At 71.1% G+C, this 22,603-nt stretch carries 24 protein-coding genes; 1 reads left to right on the top strand and 23 read right to left on the bottom strand.

Going from position 1 to position 22,603, the window contains the following annotated elements:
- Positions 1-4: 4 nt before the first annotated feature.
- The 20 genes from ACIHEI_RS24965 to arc form a co-directional block, all read right to left on the bottom strand.
- Positions 5-1,012, bottom strand: a complete 1,008-nt coding sequence (locus tag ACIHEI_RS24965; protein ID WP_396608130.1) for a proline racemase family protein — start codon at positions 1,010-1,012, stop codon at positions 5-7.
- A 92-nt stretch (positions 1,013-1,104) separates the two neighbouring features.
- Entirely contained in the window at positions 1,105-2,043 is a 939-nt protein-coding gene (locus tag ACIHEI_RS24960) for a dihydrodipicolinate synthase family protein (protein ID WP_387909765.1), read from the bottom strand.
- 41 nt (positions 2,044-2,084) lie between these two features.
- Positions 2,085-3,497, bottom strand: coding sequence for an NAD(P)/FAD-dependent oxidoreductase (locus tag ACIHEI_RS24955; protein WP_396608129.1), 1,413 nt, complete (start codon positions 3,495-3,497; stop codon positions 2,085-2,087).
- A complete protein-coding gene (locus ACIHEI_RS24950; RefSeq protein ID WP_387636770.1) occupies positions 3,481-3,789 on the bottom strand; it encodes a (2Fe-2S)-binding protein in 309 nt (102 codons plus the stop codon). The genes ACIHEI_RS24955 and ACIHEI_RS24950 overlap by 17 nt, the downstream gene beginning before the upstream one ends.
- A gap of 88 nt (positions 3,790-3,877) precedes the next feature.
- A complete protein-coding gene (locus ACIHEI_RS24945; RefSeq protein WP_396608128.1) occupies positions 3,878-5,032 on the bottom strand; it encodes an NAD(P)/FAD-dependent oxidoreductase in 1,155 nt (384 codons plus the stop codon).
- Between the two features lie 166 nt (positions 5,033-5,198).
- Positions 5,199-6,074: a twin-arginine translocase subunit TatC gene (gene tatC, locus ACIHEI_RS24940; protein WP_392945440.1), complete on the bottom strand. Its 876-nt coding sequence runs from the start codon at positions 6,072-6,074 to the stop codon at positions 5,199-5,201.
- Between the two features lie 104 nt (positions 6,075-6,178).
- Positions 6,179-6,445: a Sec-independent protein translocase subunit TatA gene (gene tatA / locus ACIHEI_RS24935; RefSeq protein ID WP_396608127.1), complete on the bottom strand. Its 267-nt coding sequence runs from the start codon at positions 6,443-6,445 to the stop codon at positions 6,179-6,181.
- Between the two features lie 139 nt (positions 6,446-6,584).
- Entirely contained in the window at positions 6,585-6,740 is a 156-nt protein-coding gene (locus tag ACIHEI_RS24930; RefSeq protein ID WP_387633998.1) for a hypothetical protein, read from the bottom strand.
- A gap of 16 nt (positions 6,741-6,756) precedes the next feature.
- Positions 6,757-6,987 carry a hypothetical protein gene (locus tag ACIHEI_RS24925; protein WP_043911529.1) on the bottom strand — a complete coding sequence of 77 codons (231 nt, stop codon included), beginning with the start codon at positions 6,985-6,987 and terminating at the stop codon, positions 6,757-6,759.
- 5 nt (positions 6,988-6,992) lie between these two features.
- A complete protein-coding gene (locus ACIHEI_RS24920) occupies positions 6,993-7,949 on the bottom strand; it encodes a helix-turn-helix transcriptional regulator (protein WP_387634000.1) in 957 nt (318 codons plus the stop codon).
- A complete protein-coding gene (locus ACIHEI_RS24915) occupies positions 7,946-8,920 on the bottom strand; it encodes a helix-turn-helix transcriptional regulator (protein ID WP_387634002.1) in 975 nt (324 codons plus the stop codon). Before ACIHEI_RS24915 ends, ACIHEI_RS24920 begins: the two co-directional genes overlap by 4 nt.
- A gap of 116 nt (positions 8,921-9,036) precedes the next feature.
- Positions 9,037-9,408 (bottom strand): FKBP-type peptidyl-prolyl cis-trans isomerase, encoded by a 372-nt coding sequence (locus ACIHEI_RS24910; protein WP_387634004.1) that lies wholly within the window; start codon positions 9,406-9,408, stop codon positions 9,037-9,039.
- A 60-nt stretch (positions 9,409-9,468) separates the two neighbouring features.
- Positions 9,469-10,737 (bottom strand): FKBP-type peptidyl-prolyl cis-trans isomerase, encoded by a 1,269-nt coding sequence (locus ACIHEI_RS24905; RefSeq protein ID WP_392943975.1) that lies wholly within the window; start codon positions 10,735-10,737, stop codon positions 9,469-9,471.
- Positions 10,738-10,851: 114 nt separating this feature from the next.
- Positions 10,852-11,838 (bottom strand): FKBP-type peptidyl-prolyl cis-trans isomerase, encoded by a 987-nt coding sequence (locus ACIHEI_RS24900; RefSeq protein WP_387634008.1) that lies wholly within the window; start codon positions 11,836-11,838, stop codon positions 10,852-10,854.
- A 243-nt stretch (positions 11,839-12,081) separates the two neighbouring features.
- Entirely contained in the window at positions 12,082-13,443 is a 1,362-nt protein-coding gene (gene pafA, locus ACIHEI_RS24895) for a Pup--protein ligase (RefSeq protein ID WP_396608126.1), read from the bottom strand.
- A 98-nt stretch (positions 13,444-13,541) separates the two neighbouring features.
- Positions 13,542-14,288, bottom strand: coding sequence for a proteasome subunit alpha (gene prcA, locus ACIHEI_RS24890; protein WP_387634011.1), 747 nt, complete (start codon positions 14,286-14,288; stop codon positions 13,542-13,544).
- A 32-nt stretch (positions 14,289-14,320) separates the two neighbouring features.
- Entirely contained in the window at positions 14,321-15,166 is an 846-nt protein-coding gene (gene prcB / locus ACIHEI_RS24885) for a proteasome subunit beta (RefSeq protein WP_387634013.1), read from the bottom strand.
- Between the two features lie 179 nt (positions 15,167-15,345).
- On the bottom strand, positions 15,346-15,564 hold the full coding sequence (locus ACIHEI_RS24880) for a ubiquitin-like protein Pup (RefSeq protein ID WP_396608125.1): 219 nt from the start codon (positions 15,562-15,564) through the stop codon (positions 15,346-15,348).
- 97 nt (positions 15,565-15,661) lie between these two features.
- Positions 15,662-17,173, bottom strand: a complete 1,512-nt coding sequence (dop, locus tag ACIHEI_RS24875) for a depupylase/deamidase Dop (protein ID WP_396608124.1) — start codon at positions 17,171-17,173, stop codon at positions 15,662-15,664.
- Positions 17,174-17,267: 94 nt separating this feature from the next.
- Positions 17,268-19,034, bottom strand: a complete 1,767-nt coding sequence (gene arc / locus ACIHEI_RS24870; RefSeq protein WP_387864733.1) for a proteasome ATPase — start codon at positions 19,032-19,034, stop codon at positions 17,268-17,270.
- A 227-nt stretch (positions 19,035-19,261) separates the two neighbouring features.
- Between arc and ACIHEI_RS24865 the strand changes: the two genes are divergently transcribed.
- Positions 19,262-19,549 carry a ferredoxin gene (locus tag ACIHEI_RS24865; protein ID WP_285737743.1) on the top strand — a complete coding sequence of 96 codons (288 nt, stop codon included), beginning with the start codon at positions 19,262-19,264 and terminating at the stop codon, positions 19,547-19,549.
- A 7-nt stretch (positions 19,550-19,556) separates the two neighbouring features.
- Here ACIHEI_RS24865 and ACIHEI_RS24860 read toward each other — a convergent pair whose 3' ends face one another.
- The 3 genes from ACIHEI_RS24860 to ACIHEI_RS24850 form a co-directional block, all read right to left on the bottom strand.
- Entirely contained in the window at positions 19,557-19,976 is a 420-nt protein-coding gene (locus ACIHEI_RS24860; protein WP_396608123.1) for a hypothetical protein, read from the bottom strand.
- A 329-nt stretch (positions 19,977-20,305) separates the two neighbouring features.
- Positions 20,306-21,268: a tRNA (adenine-N1)-methyltransferase gene (locus ACIHEI_RS24855; RefSeq protein WP_387634022.1), complete on the bottom strand. Its 963-nt coding sequence runs from the start codon at positions 21,266-21,268 to the stop codon at positions 20,306-20,308.
- A 49-nt stretch (positions 21,269-21,317) separates the two neighbouring features.
- Positions 21,318-22,517, bottom strand: a complete 1,200-nt coding sequence (locus ACIHEI_RS24850) for a site-2 protease family protein (RefSeq protein WP_392943986.1) — start codon at positions 22,515-22,517, stop codon at positions 21,318-21,320.
- Positions 22,518-22,603 lie beyond the last annotated feature (86 nt).

Below are 22,603 nucleotides of genomic sequence, written 5' to 3'. Positions count from 1 at the left end.
ACAGCTACAGCAGGAACCCGGCCGGAAACGGATCCGTCGGATCGAGGAAGTACTGCGCCGTCCCGGTCACCCAGGCCCGGCCGGTGACGGTCGGCACGACAGCGGGCTGCCCGGCCACCGTGGTCTCCTCCACCAGGCGGCCCACGAACGTCGTACCCAGGAAGGAGTCATTACGGAAATCGGCCCCGAGCGCCAGCTCGCCCCGAGCGTGCAGCTGCGCCATCCGCGCGGAGGTGCCCGTCCCGCACGGGGAGCGGTCGAACCAGCCGGGGTGGATGGCCATCGCGTGCCGGGAGTGCACCGCGTCCGAACCGGGGGCGAGCAGTTGGACGTGGTGGCAGCTGTGGATGGACGGGTCCTCGGGGTGCACGGGGCGGTGCTCGGGGGAGGCGTTGATCGCGTCCATCATGGCGAGCCCGGCGGCCAGGATCTCGCCCTTGCGCTCGTGCGCGAACGGAATTCCGAACTGCTCCAGCGGCAGGATCGCGTAGTAGTTGCCGCCGTACGCCAAGTCGTACGTCACCGTGCCGTACCCGGGCACGTCGAGCTTGCGGTCGAGCGCCACCGAGAACGACGCCACATTGCGGATCGTGACAGCCACGGCCGCGCCGTCCTCGACCTGAACCTCGGCAACCACCAGCCCGGCGGGGGTATCGAGACGGACAGTCGTCACGGGCTCGACCACCGGAACCATCCCGGTCTCGACCAGCACGGTGGCGACACCGATCGTCCCGTGACCGCACATCGGCAGCAGGCCCGACACCTCGATGTACAGCACCCCGAAGTCGGCGTCCGGCCGGGTCGGCGGCTGCAGGATCGCCCCGCTCATCGCGGCGTGGCCGCGCGGCTCGTACATCAGCAGGGTGCGGAAGTGGTCCAGGTGCTGCTGGAAGTGGGCGCGCCGCTCGGCCATGGTGGCGCCGGGGATGGTGCCGAAGCCGCCGGTGATCACCCGAGTGGGCATGCCCTCGGTGTGCGAGTCGACGGCGTGGAAGACGTGACGGGTCCGCATCGCGGGATTCCCTCCTGACGGCTGGTGGTCCGGTCCGGGCCGGGCGAGCTCGCCCGGTCCGGACCGATGCTTCAACTACCTGCAGACAACGCCTACTTGTGGCCCTCGGCGAGCGCCTTCTCGGTCGCGGCGCGCACGGCGGCGTCGATCTCGGGGCGCAGCGGCAGCCGCGGGGCGCGGGTGGGTCCGCCGGTGCGGCCGGCGATGTCCATGGACAGCTTGATGGCCTGGACGAACTCGGTCTTGGAGTCCCAGCGCAGCAGCGAGTGCAGCGACTTGTAGAGCGGCAGCGCGGTCTCCAGGTCGCCGGCGACGGCGGCGTGGTACAGCTCGGCGCTGGTGGCGGGCAGCGCGTTGGGGTAGCCGGCGATCCAGCCGACCGCACCGGCGACGGCCAGCTCCAGCAGGACGTCGTCGGCGCCGATCAGCAGGTCGAGCCCGGGGGCGAGTTCGGCGATCTCGTAGGCGCGGCGGACGTCGCCGGAGAACTCCTTGACGGCGACGATGTGCCCGGCGGCGTGCAGGTCGGCGAGCAGCGCGGGGACGAGGTCGACCTTGGTGTCGATCGGGTTGTTGTAGGCGACGATCGGCACGCCGGCGGCGGCGACCTCGGCGTAGTGGGCGCGCACGGCGTCGTGGTCGGCGCGGTAGGCGTTCGGCGGGAGCAGCAGCACGGAGCCGGCGCCGGCCTCGGCGGCCTGCTCGGCCCAGCGGCGGGACTCGGCACTGCCGTACGCGGCGACGCCGGGCATCACGCGCGAGCCGTCCCCGGCGGCTTCGACGGCGGTGGTGACGACCTTGGCGCGCTCTTCGGGGGTGAGGGTCTGGTACTCGCCGAGCGACCCGTTGGGGACGACGCCGTCACAGCCGTTGTCGAGCAGCCAGCGGACGTGCTCGGCGTAGGCGTCGTAGTCGACGCTGCGGTCCTCGCGGAACGGCAGGGTGGTGGCGACCATGATGCCGCGCCAGGGGCGGGCGGGGTCGTGGGCGGTGCGAGTCACGGGGATCTCCCTCGATATGATGTGTGACATTTTACAAATCCTCGACGAGGGCGCAAGACCCCCGCCGACCTCTACTCCGACAGCTCCGGCGACTCCGGCGGCTCCGACGAACCGTCCTGCTGCGCCAGTTGGGCCAGCGGAACGGGGCAGGACAGCGGCCGGCTGTCGGGCCCGCCGAGCGGCCCGCCGGACAGACAGGCCACCGCGGGCCCGCACATCCGGCCCTGGCACCAGCCCATGCCGGCCCGGGTGAGCAACTTGACGGTCCGCGCATCGGCGGCGCCGAGTTCGGTGACGGCCTCCCGGACGGCCCGCGCGGGGACTTCCTCGCACCGGCAGACGTCGGTGTCGTCGGTCACCCAGCCCGTCCAGTCCGGCCCCGGCGCGTGCGCGGCCGCCATCAGCGAAGCGAACTCCCGCCGACCCCGCCGGACCCTCAACTCCCTTGCAGGAGCAGGCTTTCCGGCCACCGAGTGAGCGGCGAGCACCCCCTCGGCCAGCGCCAGGTCCGCGCCGCCGACACCGCAGGTCTCCCCCGCGGCCCACAGCCCGGGCACACTGGTGCGCTGCTGCGCGTCCACCCGCAGCGCGGCGGTGTGGTCGGCGGTGGTGACGGTGGCCGCGCCGAGCTCGACGGCCAGGTCGATCTGCGGCACCAGCCCGTGCCCGACCGCGAGCGCGTCGCACGCGATCCGCCGCTCGGTGCCGGGCACCGGCTTCCAACGGGCGTCCAGCCGCGCCACGGTGACGCCGGTGACCCTCTCGTCACCGTGCGCCTCGATCACGGCGGCCCGTCGGCGCAACCGCACCCCGTGCCGCAGCAACCGGGCCGCATGGTCGGCACCCTCGACAAGCTTCGCCGGGTTCCCCGCCAGCACGGGCAGCCCGCGCGCATAGCCGAGATACGCCGTCGCCTCCACGATCGCCGGAATCCGCGCCCCGGCCGCCGCCAGCGAGGACGCGGCCGCCAGCAGCAACGGCCCACTGCCCGCCACCACGACCCGCCGCCCCGGCAGCACCAGCCCCGACTTCAACATCGCCTGCGCCCCGCCGGCCGTCACCACCCCGGGCAACGTCCAGCCGGGGAACGGCAGTTGACGCTCGTACGCACCCGTGGCCAGCAGCAGATGCCGCGCCTCGACGGTGACCCGGTCGCCGCCCTCCGGGCCCCGGGTGGCATGCAGCTTCCACCCGTGCCCGCCCCGCTCGGCGGCCCACACGTGATGGCCGGCCAGGTGATCGACCAACGGCGACGCCACCAGCCGCTCCCGCAGCCCCGCGAACGTCCGCCACCCGTGGTGCAGCTTCTCCGGACGCGCCGCACCCAACTCGGTCGCGGGATGCCGGTAGTACTGCCCACCGAGCCGCGCCCCCGCGTCCACCAGCGCCACCCGCAGCCCGAACCCGGCAGCGGCATCCGCAGCCGCCAGCCCCGCCGGACCCGCACCGATCACCGCCAGGTCGTACTCAGACCGCGAGTTCATCACGCCCGTGCCCCTCCTGCGTGCTGACGACGTCGCCGTCCTCGGCAGTCACCAGGCACAGCCGCTGATTGGGCCGCCCGTTGACGGTCGCCAGACAGTCGAAGCACTGACCGATCCCACAGAACGCCCCGCGCAACCGCCCACCCACCCGGGTCCGCCGCCACGCCACCACCCCGTCCGCCCACAAAGCCGCCGCCAACGTCTGCCCCGGCAGCGCCTCCACCGCCCGACCGTCGAACGAAACCACCCGCACCGCCCCGGGCTCAGCACCCACCAGATCAAGCGGATCCACGCTCACACCTCCCGAACAACACCGAATTCCCCAACCACCCCGCACCCGGAACCCGCCGGCCACCCACCAGCGGCCCCAACCGGGCCACCTACTCCTCCCCCGCGCCCTCGAACCGCTCCGGCCGGAACGGCCCCAGCTCGAACCCGGCCTCAGCACCCACCAGTTGGCGACTGATCAGCAACCCCGTCGCCGGCGCCAGCCCGATCCCCGCCCCCTCGTGCCCGCACGCGTGGTACAGCCCCGGCACCCTCGCATCCTGCCCGATCGCGGGCAGGTGGTCGGGCAGGTACGGACGGAAGCCCCGGTACGCCCGCTGCACGGCCACCGTCCCCAGCACCGGAAACAGCGCCACCGCCTGCGCGGCCAGCCGCCGCAGCACCTCGGGGCTGAGGGTCCGGTCGAACCCGACCCGCTCCCGGCTGGCGCCGATCAGCACCGGACCGGCGGGAGTGCCCTCGACCACCGCGGACGACTGCAGGTCCGCGGACCCGGAGGCGACGTCCGCGACGTAGTCCGCGGCGTACACCTTCCGCCGGACAATCCGCGGCAGCGGCTCGGTGACCAGTACGAAACCCCGCCGCGGCAGCACCGGCAGCCGCACCCCGGCCAGCTCGGCCACCGCCCCGCCCCAGGTACCGGCCGCGTTGACGACCGCGGGCGCAGCGAGCTCCCGGCGCTCGGTGACCAACCCGGCGATCGCACCGCCGGGCCCGCGCCGCAGCGCGGTGACGGCCTCCCCGAGATAGCTGTCGGCACCGGAGGCCCGCAGCAGGTGGGCCGCCGCCAGCGCGGGCTGCACCTGCGCGTCCTGGGGGTACAGCACCCCGCCGGGCAGCCCCTGGGCGAGGTGCGGCTCCAGCTCGCGCAGCGACTCCGCGGCAACGGCAACGGCCTCCACCCCGGCTTCCCGCTGCTTGGCGGCGAAGCGGTTCAGGGCGTCCAGCCCGGCGGGCGCGGAGGCGACCACCAGGCCGCCCTTGGGCTCGTACTCGACCCGGTCGCCGAACTCCTCCGCGAGCTCCCGCCACAGCGTCACCGACAGCATCGCCAGGTCGAGCTCGGGGCCGGGTTCCTTGTCGGAGACCAGCAGGTTGCCCTCGCCGGCGCCGGTGGTCCCGCCGGCCACCGGCCCGCGGTCGACCACGGCGACCCGCAGCCCGGCCCGGGCCGCGTAGTAGGCGCACGCGGCACCGACCACACCGGCACCGACCACCACAACGTCGTAGGAGGTTTGCTTCAGCACGCCAGTAATATGTCACATGTTCAGAATCACCGACAAGCCCCCCACCAGCCCGAATCCACCCCCGGGCACTCACCGAAAACGCCGAACGGCCCCAAAACGCCGAACGGCCCCGGACCGTCAGGTCCAGGGCCGCCAGCGGGGCCGTCAGCGGGGCAGTCCCCGTCTGTCAGGTGATGTCGTCGATCTGGTCGCGTCGCCCGGCCTGCACCGGCTCGACGCCGCCCACCGTCTCCGCGTCCTCGACGGCGTCCACCGTCAGGTCGACGTGGGAGGCCTCCTCGTCGTCCAGCAGCGCGTCGGGGTTGCGGGCCAGCTTGCGCTTGTCGTTGAGCAGCGCGAAGCCGGCCGCCAGGAAGTACAGCAGCCAGATCGGCGCGGCCAGCGCCAGCATCGACAGCGGATCGGCGGACGGCGTGGCGAAGGCCGCGAACACGGTGATACCCATCACGAAACCGCGCCACCAGCCCAGCAGCCGCTTGCCGGAGAGCACCCCGACCACGTTCAGCATCGCCAGGAACAGCGGCAGCTCGAAGCCCAGGCCGAACACCAGCACCATGCGGGTGATCAGGTCGAGGTAGGTCTCCACCGGCACGATCGACTTGACGCCGTCCGCGATGAAGCTGATCAGCATCTGCGCCGTGACCGGCATGATCACGTAGGCGAGCACCGCGCCGGCCAGGAACAGGGGGGTGCCGAGCGCCAGGAACGACACCGAGTAGCGCTTCTCGTGCCGGTGCAGGCCGGGCGACACGAACTTCCACAGCTGGTAGAGCCAGACCGGGGTGGCAGCCACCACGCCGGCGGTCAGAGCGACCTTCAGCGCGACGGTGAACGGCGTGGTCAGACCGATGTTGGAGATCTCCACGCACTGCTTCAGCCCGGCCGGCAGCGACCCGTCGGGGTTGCACGCCGGCAGCGGCTTGATCAGAAAGTCCACCAGCTCCCTGTGGAAGAACGCCGCGGCGATCGTGAACACGATGATCGCCAGCAGTGACTTGACCAGCCGGTTGCGCAGCTCGCGCAGATGGTCGGCGAGCGCCATCCGCCCCTCAGGGTCCTTGGGCGCTTTGGTCGTCTTGCTCAACCCGGTCCTCGAATCGTGCGCTCGTCGGTGGTGGTCGGAGTGGTGGTGCGGGGCCGTACGGTTCAGGCGGCCCGGTCAGTACGGGAGGCCCCGGAGGCGCCGGGGGCGGACTTGACCACCCGCTCCGGCTCGGCGACAGCGGCAGCAGGCGCCGCCGCAGACCCCCGCGCACCGGCCGTGAACTCGCCGCGCAGCGCCTTGCCCTCGCTCTTGAGGATTCGCAGGGACCGCCCGAGCCCCCGCGCCACGTCGGGCAGCCGCTTGCCGCCGAACAGCAGCACGGCGAACACCACGACGATCAGCAGCACGCCAGGTGACAGGATCCGCATCGGAGCTCCGCCTTCCTTGTCCGGGAGGTCCGGGAAGTCAGGGAGGCAGGGCTCCCCCTGCGCGATGGTAGCCGCTCGGGGTGTCGCAGCGGGAACCCGGTCCCCAACCATCAGTGACCGGGCCCACTCCCCCGCGCGCTCAGTCCTTCTCCGCCGCCCGCCGCAACGCGGCAACCGCCCCGTCCACCTCGCGGGTCAGCGCCCGCGCGTCCAGCCACAGCCGGACGGCGAGCACCCCGAGCACCAGCAGACCGGCGGTGGACAGCAGGACGGCACCGACCAGGGTCCAGTTCATGCGCTTGCGGCCTTTCCTATCCGTCCACCGGCAGCAGCCGCATGGTGTGCACGCCGGCGGCGGTGAGCGCGGCGACGATCCGCTCCCCGGCGATCTTGCGGACGGACGCTCCGCAGGCCGGGCAGGTGAAGCTGTAGAAGGTGCGTTCCCTGCTGGCTCCGAGCGCCAGCCGGAACTCGGGTGCCGGGAGTTCGACCTTCTCCCGGCACTGCGAGCAGTACACCTTGAATCTGGTGCCCTCGGTCACGTGGTTCAGACCTGTCCGTCCCGATAGTGCTCCAGCGCGGCCAGCGCGGCGGTGCGGGCCTGTTCGGCGAGCTGCGGCGGGGTGGTGATCCGGCCGTCCCGGCCGAGCCGCAGCGCGAGGGTGCGCAGGCCGGACGGTTCGGCGGAGCGCAGGGTGATCCGCAGGCCGCCGTCGGGGAGTTCCTCGGCGCTGTCGTGGGTGTAGTACTCGGCGACCCAGCGGCCGCCGGGGCCGACCTCGACCACCACCTGCGGGTCGTCGGCGCCGGGTGCGACCAGGCCGGCGGACAGGTCGCGGGGCTGCATCCGGGGCGGGTTGGCGGGCTCGTCGAGGACCTTGATCTCGGCGATCCGGTCGAGCCGGAAGGTGCGCCGGTCCTCGGAGGTGCGGCACCAGCCCTCCAGGTAGGTGTGGCCCTCCGTGACCAGCCGGATCGGGTCGACCTCGCGCTCGGTGAGCTCGCCGCGGCCGTGCGACCAGTAGCGCAGCCAGATCAGCCGGCCCTCGCTGAGCGCCCGGTCGATGTCGGCGAAGACGGTGCCCTCGGCCTCGAAGGTGACGCCGATCCGGGCGGCGGACTCGGCGCTCTCGCCGGCCGCGTCCTCGATCTTGGCGACGGCCCGGGTGAGCGCCTGCCGGTCCCGCTCCCGCAGTCCGGGCAGCCCGGCCACGGCGCGGGCGGCGACCAGCAGCGCGGTGGCCTCGTCGGCGGCCAGCCGCAGCGGCTGGGCGACGTCGTCCACGTTGTGCCACCAGATCCGCTCGCCGTCGGTGTCGATGTCGAGCAGGTCGCCGCCGCGGAAGGACGTGCCGCACATCGGCAGCACGTTCAGGTCGCCGATCAGTTCGCGCTCGGTGATCCCGAACGCCCGCGCCACCTCCGCGACCTCGGCCCCGGGGCGTTCGCGCAGGTAGGTGACCAGCGACAGCATCCGCCGCGTCTGATCGATGGCGTTACTCATGCCTGCACCTCCGCGAGACCGGCGACGGCACGCAGCCGGTCGATGACGTCGGCCCGCAGGTCCTCGGGGCCGATCACGATGACGTCGGGGCCGTACTCGGCGAGGTCGGCGCCCAGGCCGTTGCCGTACGGGATGTCCAGCTCGTCCCAGTCGGCGTCCACCGGCCGGGTGTCCAGCGCACGCTGGCGCAGCGGGTACGCGGCGCCCCGGCGGACCCGCACCACGGCGACCGCGGTCGCGCCCTCGCCCGCGAACCGGGCGACCACGGCACGCACGTCGACGTGCTCGGGGACGTCGCCGGTGAACGCGCCGGCCCGGGAGCGGACCTTGCCGGTGATCCGGGAGAGCCGGAACACCCGGGCGGAGCCGCGGTCGCGGTCCCACCCGGCCAGGTACCAGTGGCCGCGCCAGCACTCCAGCGCCCACGGTTCGACCGACCGCGGCTCGGCGACGGCGGCGCCGGCCTTGCGGTACTCGAACGTGACGGGCCGCCGGTCGCGCGCGGCGGTGAGCAGCGGCTCGAACGCGGCCTCCCGGCCGGGGATCCGCGGCTCCAGCGCACCGTGCTCCCGCTCCTCGGCGAACGGCACGCCGGCGGCCCGCAGCTTCTGCAGGGCGCCGCTGGCCGCGCCGGACATCTTGGCCTGCTGCCAGACCCGGGCGGCGAGGGTGAGCGCGGCGGCTTCCTCGGCGTCCAGGGCGATCTCGGGGAGGCGGTTGCGGTCTCGGCGGGCGAGGTATCCCACTTCGCCGTCGAGCGCGTTCTCGTCCACGTCGATGATCAGTCCGAGTTCGCGCAGGTCGTCCTTGTCGCGCTCGAACATCCGGTTGAAGGCGTCCTCGGAGCCTTGTTGCCAGGCTTCCCGGTACGCCTCGACGGATTCGCGCAGCTCTTTCTTGGAGAGCGGACGCCGGGTGTTCATCAGGCACAGGGCGAGGTTCATCAGCCGCTCTGCCTTGGCGATCGCCATCGCTGACCTTTCCTCCGTTCGGGGGTGACCCGCCGACCGTACCGGTACGGACACGCTCCGCGAAAGCCGAACCCCCGGCTCCGAGCGGAACCGGGGGTTCGGTGATGCGTCCGAGGTCAGACGCCCAGCAGGTCCACCACGAAGATCAGGGTGGAGCCGGCCGGGATCAGCGGGCTCGGGGACTGGTTGCCGTACGCCAGGTGCGGCGGGATGACCAGCTCGCGGCGGCCACCGACGCGCATGCCCTCGACGCCCTGGTCCCAGCCCTTGATGACGCGGCCCTTGCCCAGCGGGAAGCGGAAGGTCTGGCCACGGTTCCAGGACGCGTCGAACTCCTCGCCGGAGGCGAAGGTGACACCGACGTAGTGGACCTCGACGTTCGCGCCGGCCTTGGCCTCGGCACCCTCGCCGACCTTGATGTCGCGGATCTGGAGCTCGGTCGGGGCGTCGCCGCCCGGGAAGTCGATCTCCGGCTTGGTCAGGCTCACTGTTGCTCTTCTCGTTCGGTTGCGTGAACGCTGCTCATCCTAGACAAAAGCGGCGGCCGGTCAGTCCTCGCCGCCGACGCCGGCGTCCAGGATGTCGATCACGAACACCAGGGTGGAGTTCGCCGGGATCGAGCCGCTGGCCTGGTCCTTGTACCCCAGCGAGGCGGGGATGACCAGTTCGATGCGGCTGCCGATGTTCTGGCCGACGACGCCCTTGTCCCAGCCCTCGATGACGCTGCCGGCGCCGGTGGCGAAGGTGAATGCCTGGCCGCGGTCGAGCGAGGAGTCGAACTTCTTGCCGTCCTTGTACAGCGCGCCGGTGTACTGGACGACGACCTTCTCGCCGCTCTCGATCTTGCGGCCCTTGCCCTGGATCAGGACGTGCGACTTCAGCTCGGTCGGGTCGGCGGCGCCGGGGACCGGGGTGATGTCGAACGGCTTCTTGCCGTTGTCCTTGACCTGCGGCATGCCGGCCGGCGGCGGGGTCATCTCGCCGCTGAGCACCGCGTCGGGCGCGGTGGCCTGCCGGATGTCGAGCACGAAGACCAGGCTGTCGGTGGCACCGATGCCGAGCTGCGAGTTGCCCTGGGCGCCGAACGCGGCGGCGGGCGGCGCGACCACCAGCACCCGGCTGCCGGCCTTGTGCCCGGCGACGGCCTTGTCCAGGGCCGGGATCAGCTTGCCGGAGTCGGCCTGGAACAGCTGCGGCTTCCCGGCCTTCTCCCCGTACGAGCCGGGGATCTCCTTGCCGGTGTTCCAGTCCATCGCGGTGTAGTCGACGGACACCCAGTTGCCCTTTTCGACCTTGGCGCCGCTGCCCGCGGTCAGCTCCTTGACCACGAAGGTGCCGTCCGGCTTGTCCTCCGGCACGGTGATGGTCGCCTTGGAGCCGAAGTCGCCGGTCACCGTGGGCAGCGCCTTGGCGCTGTCCTTGATCGGCGGCACCGGCTCCTGGCTGGGCGTGTCCGAGGCGGCGGGCTTCGCCGCGTCGGACTTGCTCGCGGGCTTGTCGTCGCCCTTGTTGACCTGGTACATCGTGATCGCGGAGCCGATCAGCAGCACCGCGAGCACCGTACCGAGGATCGCGCCGAGGCGGCCGGAGCTGCCCGGATCCTCGTCGTAGCCCGCCTCGGACGGGTCGACCTTGCGCTGGGTGGAGGCGAAAACCTGCGGGGCCTCGGCGGCCCCGGCGGCCGGCGCGGAGGGCGCCGGCGGAGCCCAGCCGGCCTGGGTCAGCATTTCGGCGGGGACCACGATCGACTCGCGGTCTCCCGGACGCTGCTGCCCGTTGTTGTCGGCCCCGCCCGGGCTCGACGGCTTCTCAGACATGACTCCCCAATTCATCTCGCCCGACGACGCGTGTACCACTGGTGCGGGGCAGCAGTATGTCAGGTCGGAATGAGAGCCGGTCAGCCCGACCCTGGCCCCGCTGTCAGGTGGCGATCAGACAGCTTCCAGGATGTCGATCACGAACACCAGGGTGGAGTTCGCCGGAATCGACCCGCTGGCCTTGTCGCCGTAGCCCAGCGACGGCGGGACGACCAGCATCACCCGGCTGCCGACGGTCTTGCCGACCAGGCCCTGGTCCCACCCCTTGATCAGGCTGCCGGTGCCGACCTGCAGCGCCTGCGCCCCGCCGTGGCTCCACGAGGAGTCGAACTGCTTGCCGTCGGCCCAGGTCACGCCGGTGTACTGGACCACCAGGGTCTGACCGGACTTCACCTCCGGGCCGGTGCCCTTGATCAGCACGTACTGCTGCAGGTCGGCGGGCGGCTGCTCCCCCGAGGGGATGGTGATGGTGGGCGCGGCCTTGCCGTTGTCCTTGACCTGCGGCGCGTTCGCGGGCGGCTCGGTGACCTGCCCGGAGACGGTGGAGTCCTGCGGCACCGACTGCATGATGTCCAGCACGAACACCACGGTGTCGTCCTTGCCGACACCGAGCGCCGTCGAGCCCTGGGAGCCGAACCCGGCAGCCGGCGGGGCCACCACCACCAGCCGGCTGCCGACCTTCTTGCCCTCCACGCTCACGTCGAACGCCGGCACCAGCTGCCCGCTGCCCGCCTGGTACAGCTGCGGCTTGCCGCCGGAGTCGTAGGAACTGGTCAGGTCCTTGCCGCTGGTCCAGTCCTTGGCGGTGTAGTTGACGGTCACCCAGTCGTTCTTGTTGACGACCGGCCCGGTGCCCTCGGTCTCGGTGCTCACCACGAACTGCCCGCTCGGCTGCCCGCCGGGCAGCGTGATCGTCGCCTTCGAGCCGAACTCCCCACTGATCGTGGGCATCGGCGAGGCGGACGCCACCGGGCTCGGCACCTCCACCGGGGAGGCCGCCGCCGAGGGCGTCGCCCCGGCGGTCTTGCCGGAGCCGCTGCCGCACGCGGTCAGCAGCACGGCGGCGAGGGGAACGGAGAGCAGGCAGGCGATTCGACGCATGAGGCCAGCGTATGGCCCGATTCGTCCGGTCCGTCGGAGGCACTCGGGCGCGCCCCCGACAAGGGCCTGCCCGGCCGGGCTTGTCGGATCAGCGCGCGGCGTCGGGCGCCCGGCTGGGCGTGCCGGCGAAACGTCCTCGTACTGGGTGTACTTGGATGTTTTGCCGGTGCGTCCAGGCGGGATGATCCGGCGTCGCGCGCCCGGCAAGACCGGCCGGGCAGGCCCTGGCCGTCGACGACTTGATCACATTCCGGCGATCAGCTTCTCCACCCGCTCGTCCACCGACCGGAACGGGTCCTTGCACAGCACGGTGCGCTGCGCCTGGTCGTTCAGCTTCAGGTGCACCCAGTCGACGGTGAAGTCGCGGCGCTGCTCCTGCGCGCGCCGGATGAAGTCGCCGCGCAGCCGGGCCCGGGTGGTCTGCGGGGGCACCGACTTGCCCTGGAAGGTCTTGAGGTCGGTGGTGACGCGCTGCGCCTGGCCGTTCTTCTGCAGCAGGTAGAACAGGCCGCGGCGGCGGTGGATGTCGTGGTAGGCGAGGTCGATCTGGGCGACCCGCGGGTTGGACATGGTCATCTGGTGCTTGGCCCGGTACTTCTCGATCAGCTGGTACTTCATGATCCAGTCGATCTCGGTGCCGACCTTGCCGAGGTCCTCGGTGCGCACCGCCTCCAGGGTGCGGCCCCACAGGTCCAGGACGCGGGCCACGGTGCCCTCGTTGAGGCCCTTGCGGTCGGCGAACTCCAGCGCCTTGGTGTAGTACTCCTCCTGGATCTCCAGGGCGCTGGCCTCCCGGCCGTTGGCGAGCCGGACCTGGTGGGTGCCCGTCAGGTCGTGGCTGACCTCGCGGATCGCCCGGATCGGGTTCTCCAGCGTCAGGTCCCGCATCACCACGCCGGCCTCGATCAGCCGCAGCACCAGGTCGGTGGCGCCGACCTTGAGCAGGGTGGTGGTCTCCGACATGTTGGAGTCGCCGACGATGACGTGCAGGCGGCGGTAGCGCTCGGCGTCGGCGTGCGGTTCGTCGCGGGTGTTGATGATCGGGCGGGAGCGGGTGGTGGCGGAGCTGACGCCCTCCCAGATGTGCTCGGCGCGCTGGCTGACGCAGTAGACGGCGCCGCGCGGGGTCTGCAGCACCTTGCCGGCGCCGCAGATCAGCTGGCGGGTCACCAGGAACGGGATCAGCACGTCCGCCAGCCGGGAGAACTCGCCGTGCCGGGCGACCAGGTAGTTCTCATGGCAGCCGTAGGAGTTCCCGGCGGAGTCGGTGTTGTTCTTGAACAGGTAGACGTCGCCGGCGATGCCTTCCTCGTGCAGCCGCCGCTCGGCGTCCACCAGCAGGCCCTCGAGGATCCGCTCGCCGGACTTGTCGTGGGTGACCAGTTCGACGACGTCGTCGCACTCGGGGGTCGCGTACTCGGGGTGGGAGCCGACGTCGAGGTAGAGCCGGGCGCCGTTCTTCAGGAAGACGTTGCTGCTGCGGCCCCAGGAGACGACACGGCGGAAGAGGTAGCGGGCGACTTCGTCCGGCGACAGGCGGCGCTGGCCGCGGAAGGTGCAGGTGACGCCGTACTCGTTCTCGATCCCGAAAATTCGGCGGTCCATATGGCGACTCTTCTCTGTGGGAAGCTCCGTGAAACCCTTCGGTGCGGTGATGGATCGTCAGGCGGCCCACCAGGCAGGTGGCGGGCCGCCGGACGCGGTCATTCGGTGTCGGACGCCTCGTCCTCGTCGGTGGCGGCGCTCTCGTCGCCGCTGAGCAGCCGGGACAGCTGGCTGCCCAGGATGCGCTTGAACTTGCGCTGCTGGACCCGCTGGCGGTCGAGGACGGCAACCTCCAGCTGTTCGGGCGTCATGGTGCGCGGGCTGCCGCCGTTGGGGTCCCGGGCCAGGCCGTCGACGGCGAGCTTGAGCGCCTCGGCGAGGGTCAGGCCGGCCCGGTGGCGCTGGCCGAGGTAGTTGCCGATGGAGTCGGCGTTGCCGCCGACCACGACGGCGTTCTTCTCGTCCACCACCGAGCCGTCGGGGGTGAGCCGGTAGATCTGGTCGTCGGCGTCGGTGCGGCCGACCTCGGCGACGATCAGCTCGACCTCGTAGGGCTTCTCCCCGACCGAGGAGAAGATGGTGCCCAGGGTCTGGGCGTACACGTTGGCCAGGCCGCGGGCGGTGACGTCGGCCCGGTCGTAGGAGTAGCCGCGCAGGTCGGCGTAGCGCACGCCGCCGATCCGCAGGTTCTCGAACTCGTTGTAGCGGCCGACCGCGGCGAACGCGATCTTGTCGTAGATCTCGGAGACCTTGTGCAGGGCGCGGGAGGTGTTCTCCGCGACGAAGACGATGCCGTCGGCGTAGGTCAGCACGACCACGCTGCGTCCGCGCGCGATGCCCTTGCGGGCGTACTCGGCGCGGTCCGCCATGGCCTGCTGGGGCGAGACGTAGAACGGGGTGGACACCGCCGGTCTCCCTTCGGGTGGTTGAGGCGGATTCAGAGCAGCGGGGCCTGCGGGCCGTTGGGGTGCTCGCGCCGCTGGTCGGTGATGGACACCGCGATCGCGGTGACCTCTTCCTCGCTGAGCCGGCGGAAGCCGTCCTCGGTGATCAGCGTGACGATCGGGAAGATCTTCCGCGCGAGGTCGGGCCCACCGGTCGCCGAGTCGTCGTCGGCGGCGTCGTACAGCGCCTGGACGGTGAGGGTGGCGGCCTGCTCGGCGGTCATCCCCGGCCGGTAGAGCTTCTTCATCGAGCCGCGGGCGAACACCGAGCCGGAGCCGGTGGCGGCGAAGCCCGCGCGTTCCTCGGAGCGGCCGCCGGTGACGTCGTAGGTGAAGATCCGGCCGCGGCCGAGGTCGAGGTCGTAGCCGGCGAAGACCGGGACGACGGCGAGGCCCTGCATGGCCATCGCCAGGTTGGACCGGATCATGGTGGTGAGCCGGTTGGCCTTGCCCTCGAGGGAGAGCACGGTGCCCTCGATCTTCTCGTAGTGCTCGAGTTCCAGCTGGAACAGCCGCACCATCTCGATGGCGAGGCCGGCGGTGCCGGCGATGCCGACCGCGCTGTACTCGTCGGCCGGGAAGACCTTCTCCATGTCGCGCTGGGCGATGACGTTGCCCATGGTGGCCCGGCGGTCGCCGGCGAGCACCACGCCGCCCTCGAAGACCGCGGACACGATGGTGGTGCCGTGCGGGGCCTCGACGACCATCCCCTCGGGGAGGGTGCGCCGCCCCGGCAGGAGGTGCGGCGCGTGGCTGTCGAGGAAGTCGAGGAACGAGGAGGAACCGGGGGTGAGGAAGGCAGCCGGTAGACGCCCGGTGCCACTGAGGTTGGCTTCCACACGTGTCCTTCCAGATCGAAGATCCAAAGTTGGAGTTGTGCCCCGGACCCTACCCGCTCCCGGGGCCTGATCCACGTCCTTGGGCGACGGGCCGTAGAGAAGGCGAGGCCGCAGGCGCGCTTTGGGCATGCCTGCGGCGCTCGCCGTGCTCTTTTCCGGTGGAAAGGGGTTGCCCCCTCTCACTCGCCGCCCTTCTGCACGAATCCGCGCACGAAATCCTCGGCGTTGGATTCCAGCACTTCGTCGATTTCGTCCAGTACCGCGTCGACGTCGTCGCTGAGCTTTTCCTGCCGCTCCTTGAGGTCGTCCGAGGCCTGAGTTTCCGCGGCCTGCTCCTCGACCTCCTCGGAGGAGCGGCTGGCCCGCTGCTGGCCGCCGTCGGTGTCCTTCTCCGCCATTTTCCTCACCCCGCTCGCTCGGTGTTCCGGTACAACGCTCGCTGCTCACCTGAATGATTCCCCGTCGGGGAAATGTTCACCCGTGGTGATCGAAAAGTTACCCGCCGGACAGGACCCGAACCAGGTCCTCCGCGGTGCGGCACCGGTCGAGCAGCTCCTTGACGTGTGCCTTGGTGCCGCGCAGCGGCTCCATCGTGGGCACCCGCTGGAGGGTGTCGCGACCGGGCAGGTCGAAGATGACCGAGTCCCAGGACGCGGCGGCCACGTGGTCGGCGTACTGCTCCAGGCAGCGGCCGCGGAAGTAGGCGCGGGTGTCCTCGGGCGGCTCGGTGACGGCGCGGCGCACCTCGTCCTCGGTGAGCAGCCGCTCCATCCGGCCGCGCGCCTCCAGGCGGTTGTACAGCCCCTTGTCGGGGCGTACGTCGCTGTACTGGAGATCGACCAGCTGGAGCCGGGAGCTGTCCCAGTTCAGGGCGTCGCGCTGGCGGTAGCCCTCCAGGATCTCCTTCTTGGCGATCCAGTCGAGCTGCCGGGACAGGCTCATCGGGTCGCGCTCCAGCCGGCCCAGCACGTCCTCCCAGCGGGCCAGCACGTCCATGGTCTGGTCGTCGGCGTCCTGCCCGAAGCGGTCCTCGACGTACTTGCGGGCCAGCTCGCAGTACTCCATCTGCAACTGGACGGCGGTGAGCTTGCGGCCCGAGCGCAGCGACACCAGGTGCTTCAGCTCCGGGTCGTGGGAGACCCGGTGCAGGGTGCGCACCGGCTGGTCGACGGCGAGGTCGACGGCGATGAAGCCGTCCTCGATCATCGACAGGACCAGCGCGGTGGTGCCGAGCTTGAGGTAGGTGGAGATCTCGGAGAGGTTGGCGTCGCCGATGATGACGTGCAGCCGGCGGTACTTCTCGGAGTCCGCGTGCGGCTCGTCGCGGGTGTTGATGATCGGGCGCTTGAGGGTGGTCTCCAGGCCGACCTCGACCTCGAAGTAGTCGGCGCGCTGGCTGATCTGGAAGCCGTGCCCGCCGCCCTCCTGCCCGAGCCCGACCCGGCCGGCCCCGCACACCACCTGGCGGGAGACGAAGAACGGCGTGAGGTGGCGGACGATGTCGGCGAACGGGGTGGCCCGCTGCATCAGGTAGTTCTCGTGGGTGCCGTAGGAGGCGCCCTTGTTGTCGGTGTTGTTCTTGTAGAGCAGGATCCGCTGCCCGCCCGGCAGCTCCAGCGCGCGGGCGGCGGCCTCGGCCATGATGCGCTCGCCGGCCTTGTCCCACAGCACCGCGTCGCGCGGGTTGGTGACCTCGGGGGACGAGTACTCGGGGTGCGCGTGGTCGACGTAGAACCGGGCGCCGTTGGTGAGGATGACGTTGGCCAGACCGATGTCCTCGTCGGTGAGCTGGCTGGCGTCCGCCACGTCCCGGGCCAGGTCGAAGCCCCGGGCGTCGCGCAGCGGATTCTCCTCCTCGAAGTCCCAGCGGGCGCGGCGCGCCCGGTGCATCGCCGCCGCGTACGCGTTGACGATCTGGGACGAGGTGAGCATGGCGTTGGCGTTCGGGTGGCCCGGCACGGAGATGCCGTACTCGGTCTCGATCCCCATCACGCGCCGTACGGTCATGCGGCCCTCCTGACCCTGTCGGTACTGCCGGTGCAGACGCGCCGTCCGGCTGCGGAGCCCTGCGAGCGCCGCAGCCGGACGGGTGGTTCGCGTACTACAGGTACTGCCCCGTGTTGGCGACAGTGTCGATGGAGCGACCGGACTCGGCGCCCTGCTTGCCGGTGACGAGGGTGCGGATGAACACGATCCGCTCGCCCTTCTTGCCGGAGATGCGGGCCCAGTCGTCCGGGTTGGTGGTGTTGGGCAGGTCCTCGTTCTCCTTGAACTCGTCCACGCAGGCGGCGAGCAGGTGGGAGACGCGCAGACCGCGCTGGCCGTGGTCGAGGAAGTCCTTGATGGCCATCTTCTTCGCGCGGTCGACGATGTTCTGGATCATCGCGCCGGAGTTGAAGTCCTTGAAGAACAGCACCTCCTTGTCACCGTTGGCGTAGGTGACCTCCAGGAAGCGGTTCTCCTCGGTCTCGGAGTACATCCGCTCGACCACCGACTGGATCATGGCGGCGACGGTGGCGGGCACCGAGCCCTCGTGCTCCTTGACGTCGTCGGGGTGGAACGGCAGCGAGTCCTTGAGGTACTTGGAGAAGATGTCCTTGGCCGCCTCGGCGTCCGGCCGCTCGATCTTGATCTTGACGTCCAGCCGGCCGGGCCGCAGGATCGCCGGGTCGATCATGTCCTCGCGGTTGGAGGCGCCGATCACGATGACGTTCTCCAGGCCCTCCACGCCGTCGATCTCCGCCAGCAGCTGCGGGACGATGGTGTTCTCCACGTCCGAGCTGACGCCGGAACCGCGGGTGCGGAACAGCGACTCCATCTCGTCGAAGAAGACGATGACCGGCGTGCCCTCGCCCGCCTTCTCCCGGGCCCGCTGGAAGACCAGGCGGATCTGCCGCTCGGTCTCGCCCACGTACTTGTTGAGCAGCTCGGGGCCCTTGATGTTCAGGAAGTAGCTCTTGCCCTGCGGCCGGCCCGTCACCTCGGCGACCTTCTTGGCCAGCGAGTTGGCGACCGCCTTGGCGATCAGCGTCTTGCCGCATCCGGGCGGGCCGTACAGCAGCACGCCCTTGGGCGGGCGGAGCTCGAACTCCTTGAACAGGTCGGCGTGCAGGTAGGGCAGCTCGACCGCGTCCCGGATCTGCTCGATCTGGTTGGCCAGGCCACCGATCTGCCGGTAGTCGATGTCCGGGACCTCCTCGAGGACCAGTTCCTCGACCTCGGACTTCGGCACCACCTCGTACACGTAACCCGAGCGCGGCTCCAGCAGCAGCGCGTCGCCCGCCCGCAGGGTGAGTTCGCGGAGCGGCTCCGCGAGGCGCACCACCCGTTCCTCGTCGGTGTGCCCGACCACCAGCGCGCGGTCGCCGCCCTCCAGCAGCTCCTTGAGCGTGACGATCTCGCCGATCCGCTCGAACGCCATCGCCTCGACGACGTTCAGCGCCTCGTTGAGCATCACCTCCTGGCCGCGGCTCAGCTCGTCCAGCTCCACGCTGGGGCTGACGTTGACCCGGAGCTTGCGGCCGCCGGTGAAGATGTCGGCCGTGCCGTCCTCGTTCTGCTCGAGGAAGACGCCGAATCCGGCGGGCGGCTGGGCGAGCCGGTCCACTTCCTCCTTGAGGGCCACGATCTGGTCGCGGGCCTCGCGCAGGGTGGCGACGAGCCTCTCGTTCTGGGCGGTCACGCCGGCCAGGTTGGTCTGCAGCTCGACGATCCGCTCCTCAAGCACCCTTGAGCTGCGCGGAGAATCGGCGAGCCGGCGCCGAAGGACGGCGATCTCCTGCTCGAGGTAGGAGACCTGCGCGGCCTCGTCGGACCCCCGTGCGGGCCTGCCGGCGCTGCGGTCGTAGTCGTCATCGTTGGCTGCCACGGTCCTCACCTCCTCCTGGGGGAGCTGGACGACCCAAACCTACCTGGGACCAGGGTCATGTAAACCCCTAGATCAGAAAGATGGATCGGGCGTGTCCGATGTTCGCCCTGCACGCTTCCCCTCTGACAGAGGAGATGCCCACCCCTCAACGGTTCAAAGCAGCGCGGATGTATCGTGACAGGAATGTCCCCGAATGCGGGGCGACCAGAGCAGAAACGGCAGGGGCAATGGCGGGGACGGGCGAGGCACTCGAAGTCTGGATCGACCAGGATCTGTGCACCGGGGACGGGATCTGCGCGCAGTACGCGCCCGAGGTCTTCGAACTCGACATCGACGGACTCGCCTATGTGAAGGGCGAGGACGACGAGTTGCGGCAGCAGCCCGGCGAGACGGTGCCCGTCCCGCTCACGCTCCTTCAGGACGTCGTCGACTCGGTGAAGGACTGCCCGGGCGACTGCATCCACGTCCGCCGTGCCGCCGACGGCGTCGAGGTCTACGGTCCGGACGCGGACTGACGAACCGTCAGGCGGTGTGGGCGGCGGTCCGGGTCTCGGTCTTCGCCCACACCCCGCCGGTGGACTTCGTCCACACCAACTCCACCGCCATGTCCGGCGAGAAGCGCGGTATGTCGTCGGAGGAGTAGCCGCGAGCCGCGCCGCGGATCGAACCGTCGGAGCGGATCGCCAACTCGGTGAGCGTGTAGCCGTCCCGGTCCGAGAGCAACTCGACCGGCCTGCCGGCGCCTTCCACCACGAACATCTGGTCCGGCGGCGTCCCCATGTCGGCCTGGCAGTGCGCCGCGAGCACCCCGAGCGGCTTCCCGTCCACCACCGCCGACGCCTTCAGACTCACCGCGACCGGGAACGGCCCGCACTCCATGGGCAGTTGGACCTTCGACAGATCCACCTCCGGCACCACCGCCTCGGCCTGATGACCCGTCACCACGGCCCCGGTCGCCGAGTTCGCCCCGAGCGCCCCACCCACAACAGCGGCACATCCCGCCGCAACCAGCACCCAGTGCTTCAAGCCCGACTGCGCATGCACCACGAACTCCCCTTCCGGTGTGGGCATTTTCGCACAGTGGGAAGTGTGGGCGAACAACCAGGGGCGGAAGCGGGTGGATGCGAAAACAGGGGCGCGGGGAACTGCGCGAATCGGAAGGCGCCCGTCCGCAAGGTCGCGACGCGGGCAATGACTTGCCGTTGATCGCGACCTTGCGGACGTGCGTTCCTTGCTCGCGCAGTTCCCCGCGCCCCTGGTAGCCGAATCTCTCAGCTCAGGTCGCGGCCATCATGTGCGGCCGCTTCCCGCTGCGCCTTGCGCACCGCAGCCCGCTCCGCGAGCGTCAGCTCGGGCTCGGCGTTGTCGTAGTCCTCGCCGTAGGCGCCCTTCGCGGGGCGGCGGCGGCGGAGCGGGGGTTCGACGCCGTCGGCCAGGCGGCGAGCCGTGAGCAGGAAGCCGGTGTGGCCGATCATGCGGTGGTCGGGCCGGACGGCGAGGCCTTCGAGGTGCCAGGTGCGGACCATGGTCTCCCAGGCCTGCGGCTCGGTGAAGGTGCCGTGTTCGCGCAGCGCCTCGACGGTGCGGGACATCTGCGTGGTGGTGGCCACGTAGCAGCAGATGAGGCCGCCGGGGACGAGCGCCTTGGAGGCGACGTCCAGGCACTCCCAGGGGGCGAGCATGTCGAGGATGACGCGGTCGACGTCGGTCTCGACCAGGTTGTCCTGGAGGTCGCCGACGGTGAGCTTCCACGCGGGGTGCGGGCCGCCGAAGTAGCGTTCGACGTTGCTGCGGGCGATGTCCGCGAAGTCCTCACGCCGTTCGTAGGAGGCGAGCATGCCGGTGTCGCCGACGGCGCGCAGCAGGTAGGTGGACAGGGCGCCGGATCCGACGCCCGCCTCCACCACCCTCGCGCCGGCGAAGATGTCGGCCATCGCCAGGATCTGCCCCGCGTCCTTGGGGTAGATCACGGCAGCGCCGCGCGGCATGGACAGGACGTAGTCGGGGAGCAGGGGGCGCAGCGCGAGGTACGGGACGTTTCCCGTGGTGCGGACGACCGTGCCCTCGGGAGCGCCGATCAGCTCGTCGTGCGGGAACGCACCCTTGTGGGTGTGGAATTGGTTCCCGGCCTGGAGCGTGAACGTGTAGTGGCGGCCCTTGGGGTCGGTCAGCTGGACCTGGTCCCCGACCTGGAAGGGCCCGCGTCGGCGGGCGGCACCGGTCGGTTCGGACATGGGGGCCATCCTACGGGAGCCGGAGGGCCGTCCCGACCACATGATCGGTTCAGGCGCCCGGCCGCCCGAGTACGGCGGCGGTGAGGCGGCGTTCGAGGTCGGTGAGGGAGAGCACGCCGTAGACGGTGCCGTCGGCGCGGACCACCAGGTATTCGGAGGCGGGGGCGCGGCGCAGGGTTTCCAGGATCTGTTCGCCGGCCAGGTCGACGGGGATGGTGTGGCCGGGTTCGAGGTCGCGGGAGACGGCGGAGACGGCGACCCAGGGGCGGCGGTGTTCGGGGACGTTGTGGACCGCGGATTCCTTGACCAGGCCGGTGGGTTCGCCGCGGCCGTCGACGACCACGAGGGCGCCGGCGTGTGCCTCGTGGGCGCGGCGGAGGGCCTCGCCGAGGGGGGTGTCGGCGGTGACGTCGATGCTGCGGCGGGCCAGGTCGCGGACCTTGAGCCCGGGCAGGACCTCCTTGAGGCGGGCGTTGCGCAGCGAGTTGCCGGCGCCCTGCCAGATGATGAAGCCGAGGATGGCGGCGAGGACGCCGTCGAGCATGGCTTCGCCGGTGGAGCGTTGGGCGTTCTGGGCGGCGCCGATGACGGGCAGGCCGAGGACGACGGCGATGGCCAGCGCGCGGCCGGTCCAGACGGCGGCGAGGGTGCCCTTCATGGGGTTGCCGGTGACGGCCCAGACGACGGCGCGCAGCATCCGTCCGCCGTCGAGCGGGAGGCCGGGCAGCAGGTTGAAGGCGGCGACCACCAGGTTGGAGATCATCAGGCCGGCCAGCAGCACGCCGGGGACGGTGGCGGGTTCGACCGCGCGCAGGCCGGCCCAGAAGATGCCGGCCAGTACCAGGGAGAGCAGCGGGCCGACGACGGCGAGCCAGAACTCGCGCCAGGGGCGGTCGGCCTCCTTCTCGATCTCGGAGATGCCGCCGAGGAACTGGAGCTGGATGCGGCGCACGCCGAGCTTGTAGCGCAGGCCGACCAGGGTGTGGGCGAGTTCGTGGACCAGCACCGAGCCGTAGAAGGCGACGGCGAAGGAGAAGGCGAGCAGGTAGCGGGTGGCGCCGAGCTCGGGCAGGACGTAGGCGAGCCGGCTGCCGAAGATCCAGGTGATCAGTGCCGCGACCAGGAACCAGGACGGGGTGACGTAGACGGGCACGCCGAACGGGCGGCCCATCAGGATGCCGCCGCGGGGCGGTTCGCCCCTGTGCGGCGAGTCCGGTGCCCCGGGTGCCCGCCCCTTGGTGTCGTTCACCGTGCTCCCTCCACTCTCCGCCGACCCTCTGGTGCCCCGCACGCTCCGTGGATTTCGCGTTCGCGACGTGGGTTCCTCGTACGCTA

This window comes from Kitasatospora sp. NPDC051984 (assembly GCF_044593455.1).
In the GTDB taxonomy this organism is placed as follows: domain Bacteria; phylum Actinomycetota; class Actinomycetes; order Streptomycetales; family Streptomycetaceae; genus Kitasatospora.
The sequence above is the reverse complement of the archived record's forward strand: the minus strand, read 5'-3'. Positions and strand labels throughout refer to the sequence as shown.

Excerpts from the sequence above, each read along its gene's own strand:
- ACIHEI_RS24855 (WP_387634022.1), bottom strand. The coding sequence starts at position 21,268 with ATGTCCGAACCGACCGGTGCCGCCCGCCGACGCGGGCCCTTCCAGGTC.
- ACIHEI_RS24960 (WP_387909765.1), bottom strand. The coding sequence starts at position 2,043 with ATGTCACACATCATATCGAGGGAGATCCCCGTGACTCGCACCGCCCAC.
- ACIHEI_RS24880 (WP_396608125.1), bottom strand. The coding sequence starts at position 15,564 with ATGGCGGAGAAGGACACCGACGGCGGCCAGCAGCGGGCCAGCCGCTCC.
- ACIHEI_RS24920 (WP_387634000.1), bottom strand. The coding sequence starts at position 7,949 with ATGAGTAACGCCATCGATCAGACGCGGCGGATGCTGTCGCTGGTCACC.
- pafA (WP_396608126.1), bottom strand. The coding sequence starts at position 13,443 with ATGGACCGCCGAATTTTCGGGATCGAGAACGAGTACGGCGTCACCTGC.
- ACIHEI_RS24915 (WP_387634002.1), bottom strand. The coding sequence starts at position 8,920 with ATGGCGATCGCCAAGGCAGAGCGGCTGATGAACCTCGCCCTGTGCCTG.
- tatC (WP_392945440.1), bottom strand. The coding sequence starts at position 6,074 with ATGGCGCTCGCCGACCATCTGCGCGAGCTGCGCAACCGGCTGGTCAAG.
- ACIHEI_RS24955 (WP_396608129.1), bottom strand. The coding sequence starts at position 3,497 with ATGAACTCGCGGTCTGAGTACGACCTGGCGGTGATCGGTGCGGGTCCG.
- ACIHEI_RS24900 (WP_387634008.1), bottom strand. The coding sequence starts at position 11,838 with ATGCGTCGAATCGCCTGCCTGCTCTCCGTTCCCCTCGCCGCCGTGCTG.
- tatA (WP_396608127.1), bottom strand. The coding sequence starts at position 6,445 with ATGCGGATCCTGTCACCTGGCGTGCTGCTGATCGTCGTGGTGTTCGCC.
- ACIHEI_RS24865 (WP_285737743.1), top strand. The coding sequence starts at position 19,262 with ATGGCGGGGACGGGCGAGGCACTCGAAGTCTGGATCGACCAGGATCTG.
- dop (WP_396608124.1), bottom strand. The coding sequence starts at position 17,173 with ATGACCGTACGGCGCGTGATGGGGATCGAGACCGAGTACGGCATCTCC.
- ACIHEI_RS24905 (WP_392943975.1), bottom strand. The coding sequence starts at position 10,737 with ATGTCTGAGAAGCCGTCGAGCCCGGGCGGGGCCGACAACAACGGGCAG.
- ACIHEI_RS24930 (WP_387633998.1), bottom strand. The coding sequence starts at position 6,740 with ATGAACTGGACCCTGGTCGGTGCCGTCCTGCTGTCCACCGCCGGTCTG.
- ACIHEI_RS24965 (WP_396608130.1), bottom strand. The coding sequence starts at position 1,012 with ATGCGGACCCGTCACGTCTTCCACGCCGTCGACTCGCACACCGAGGGC.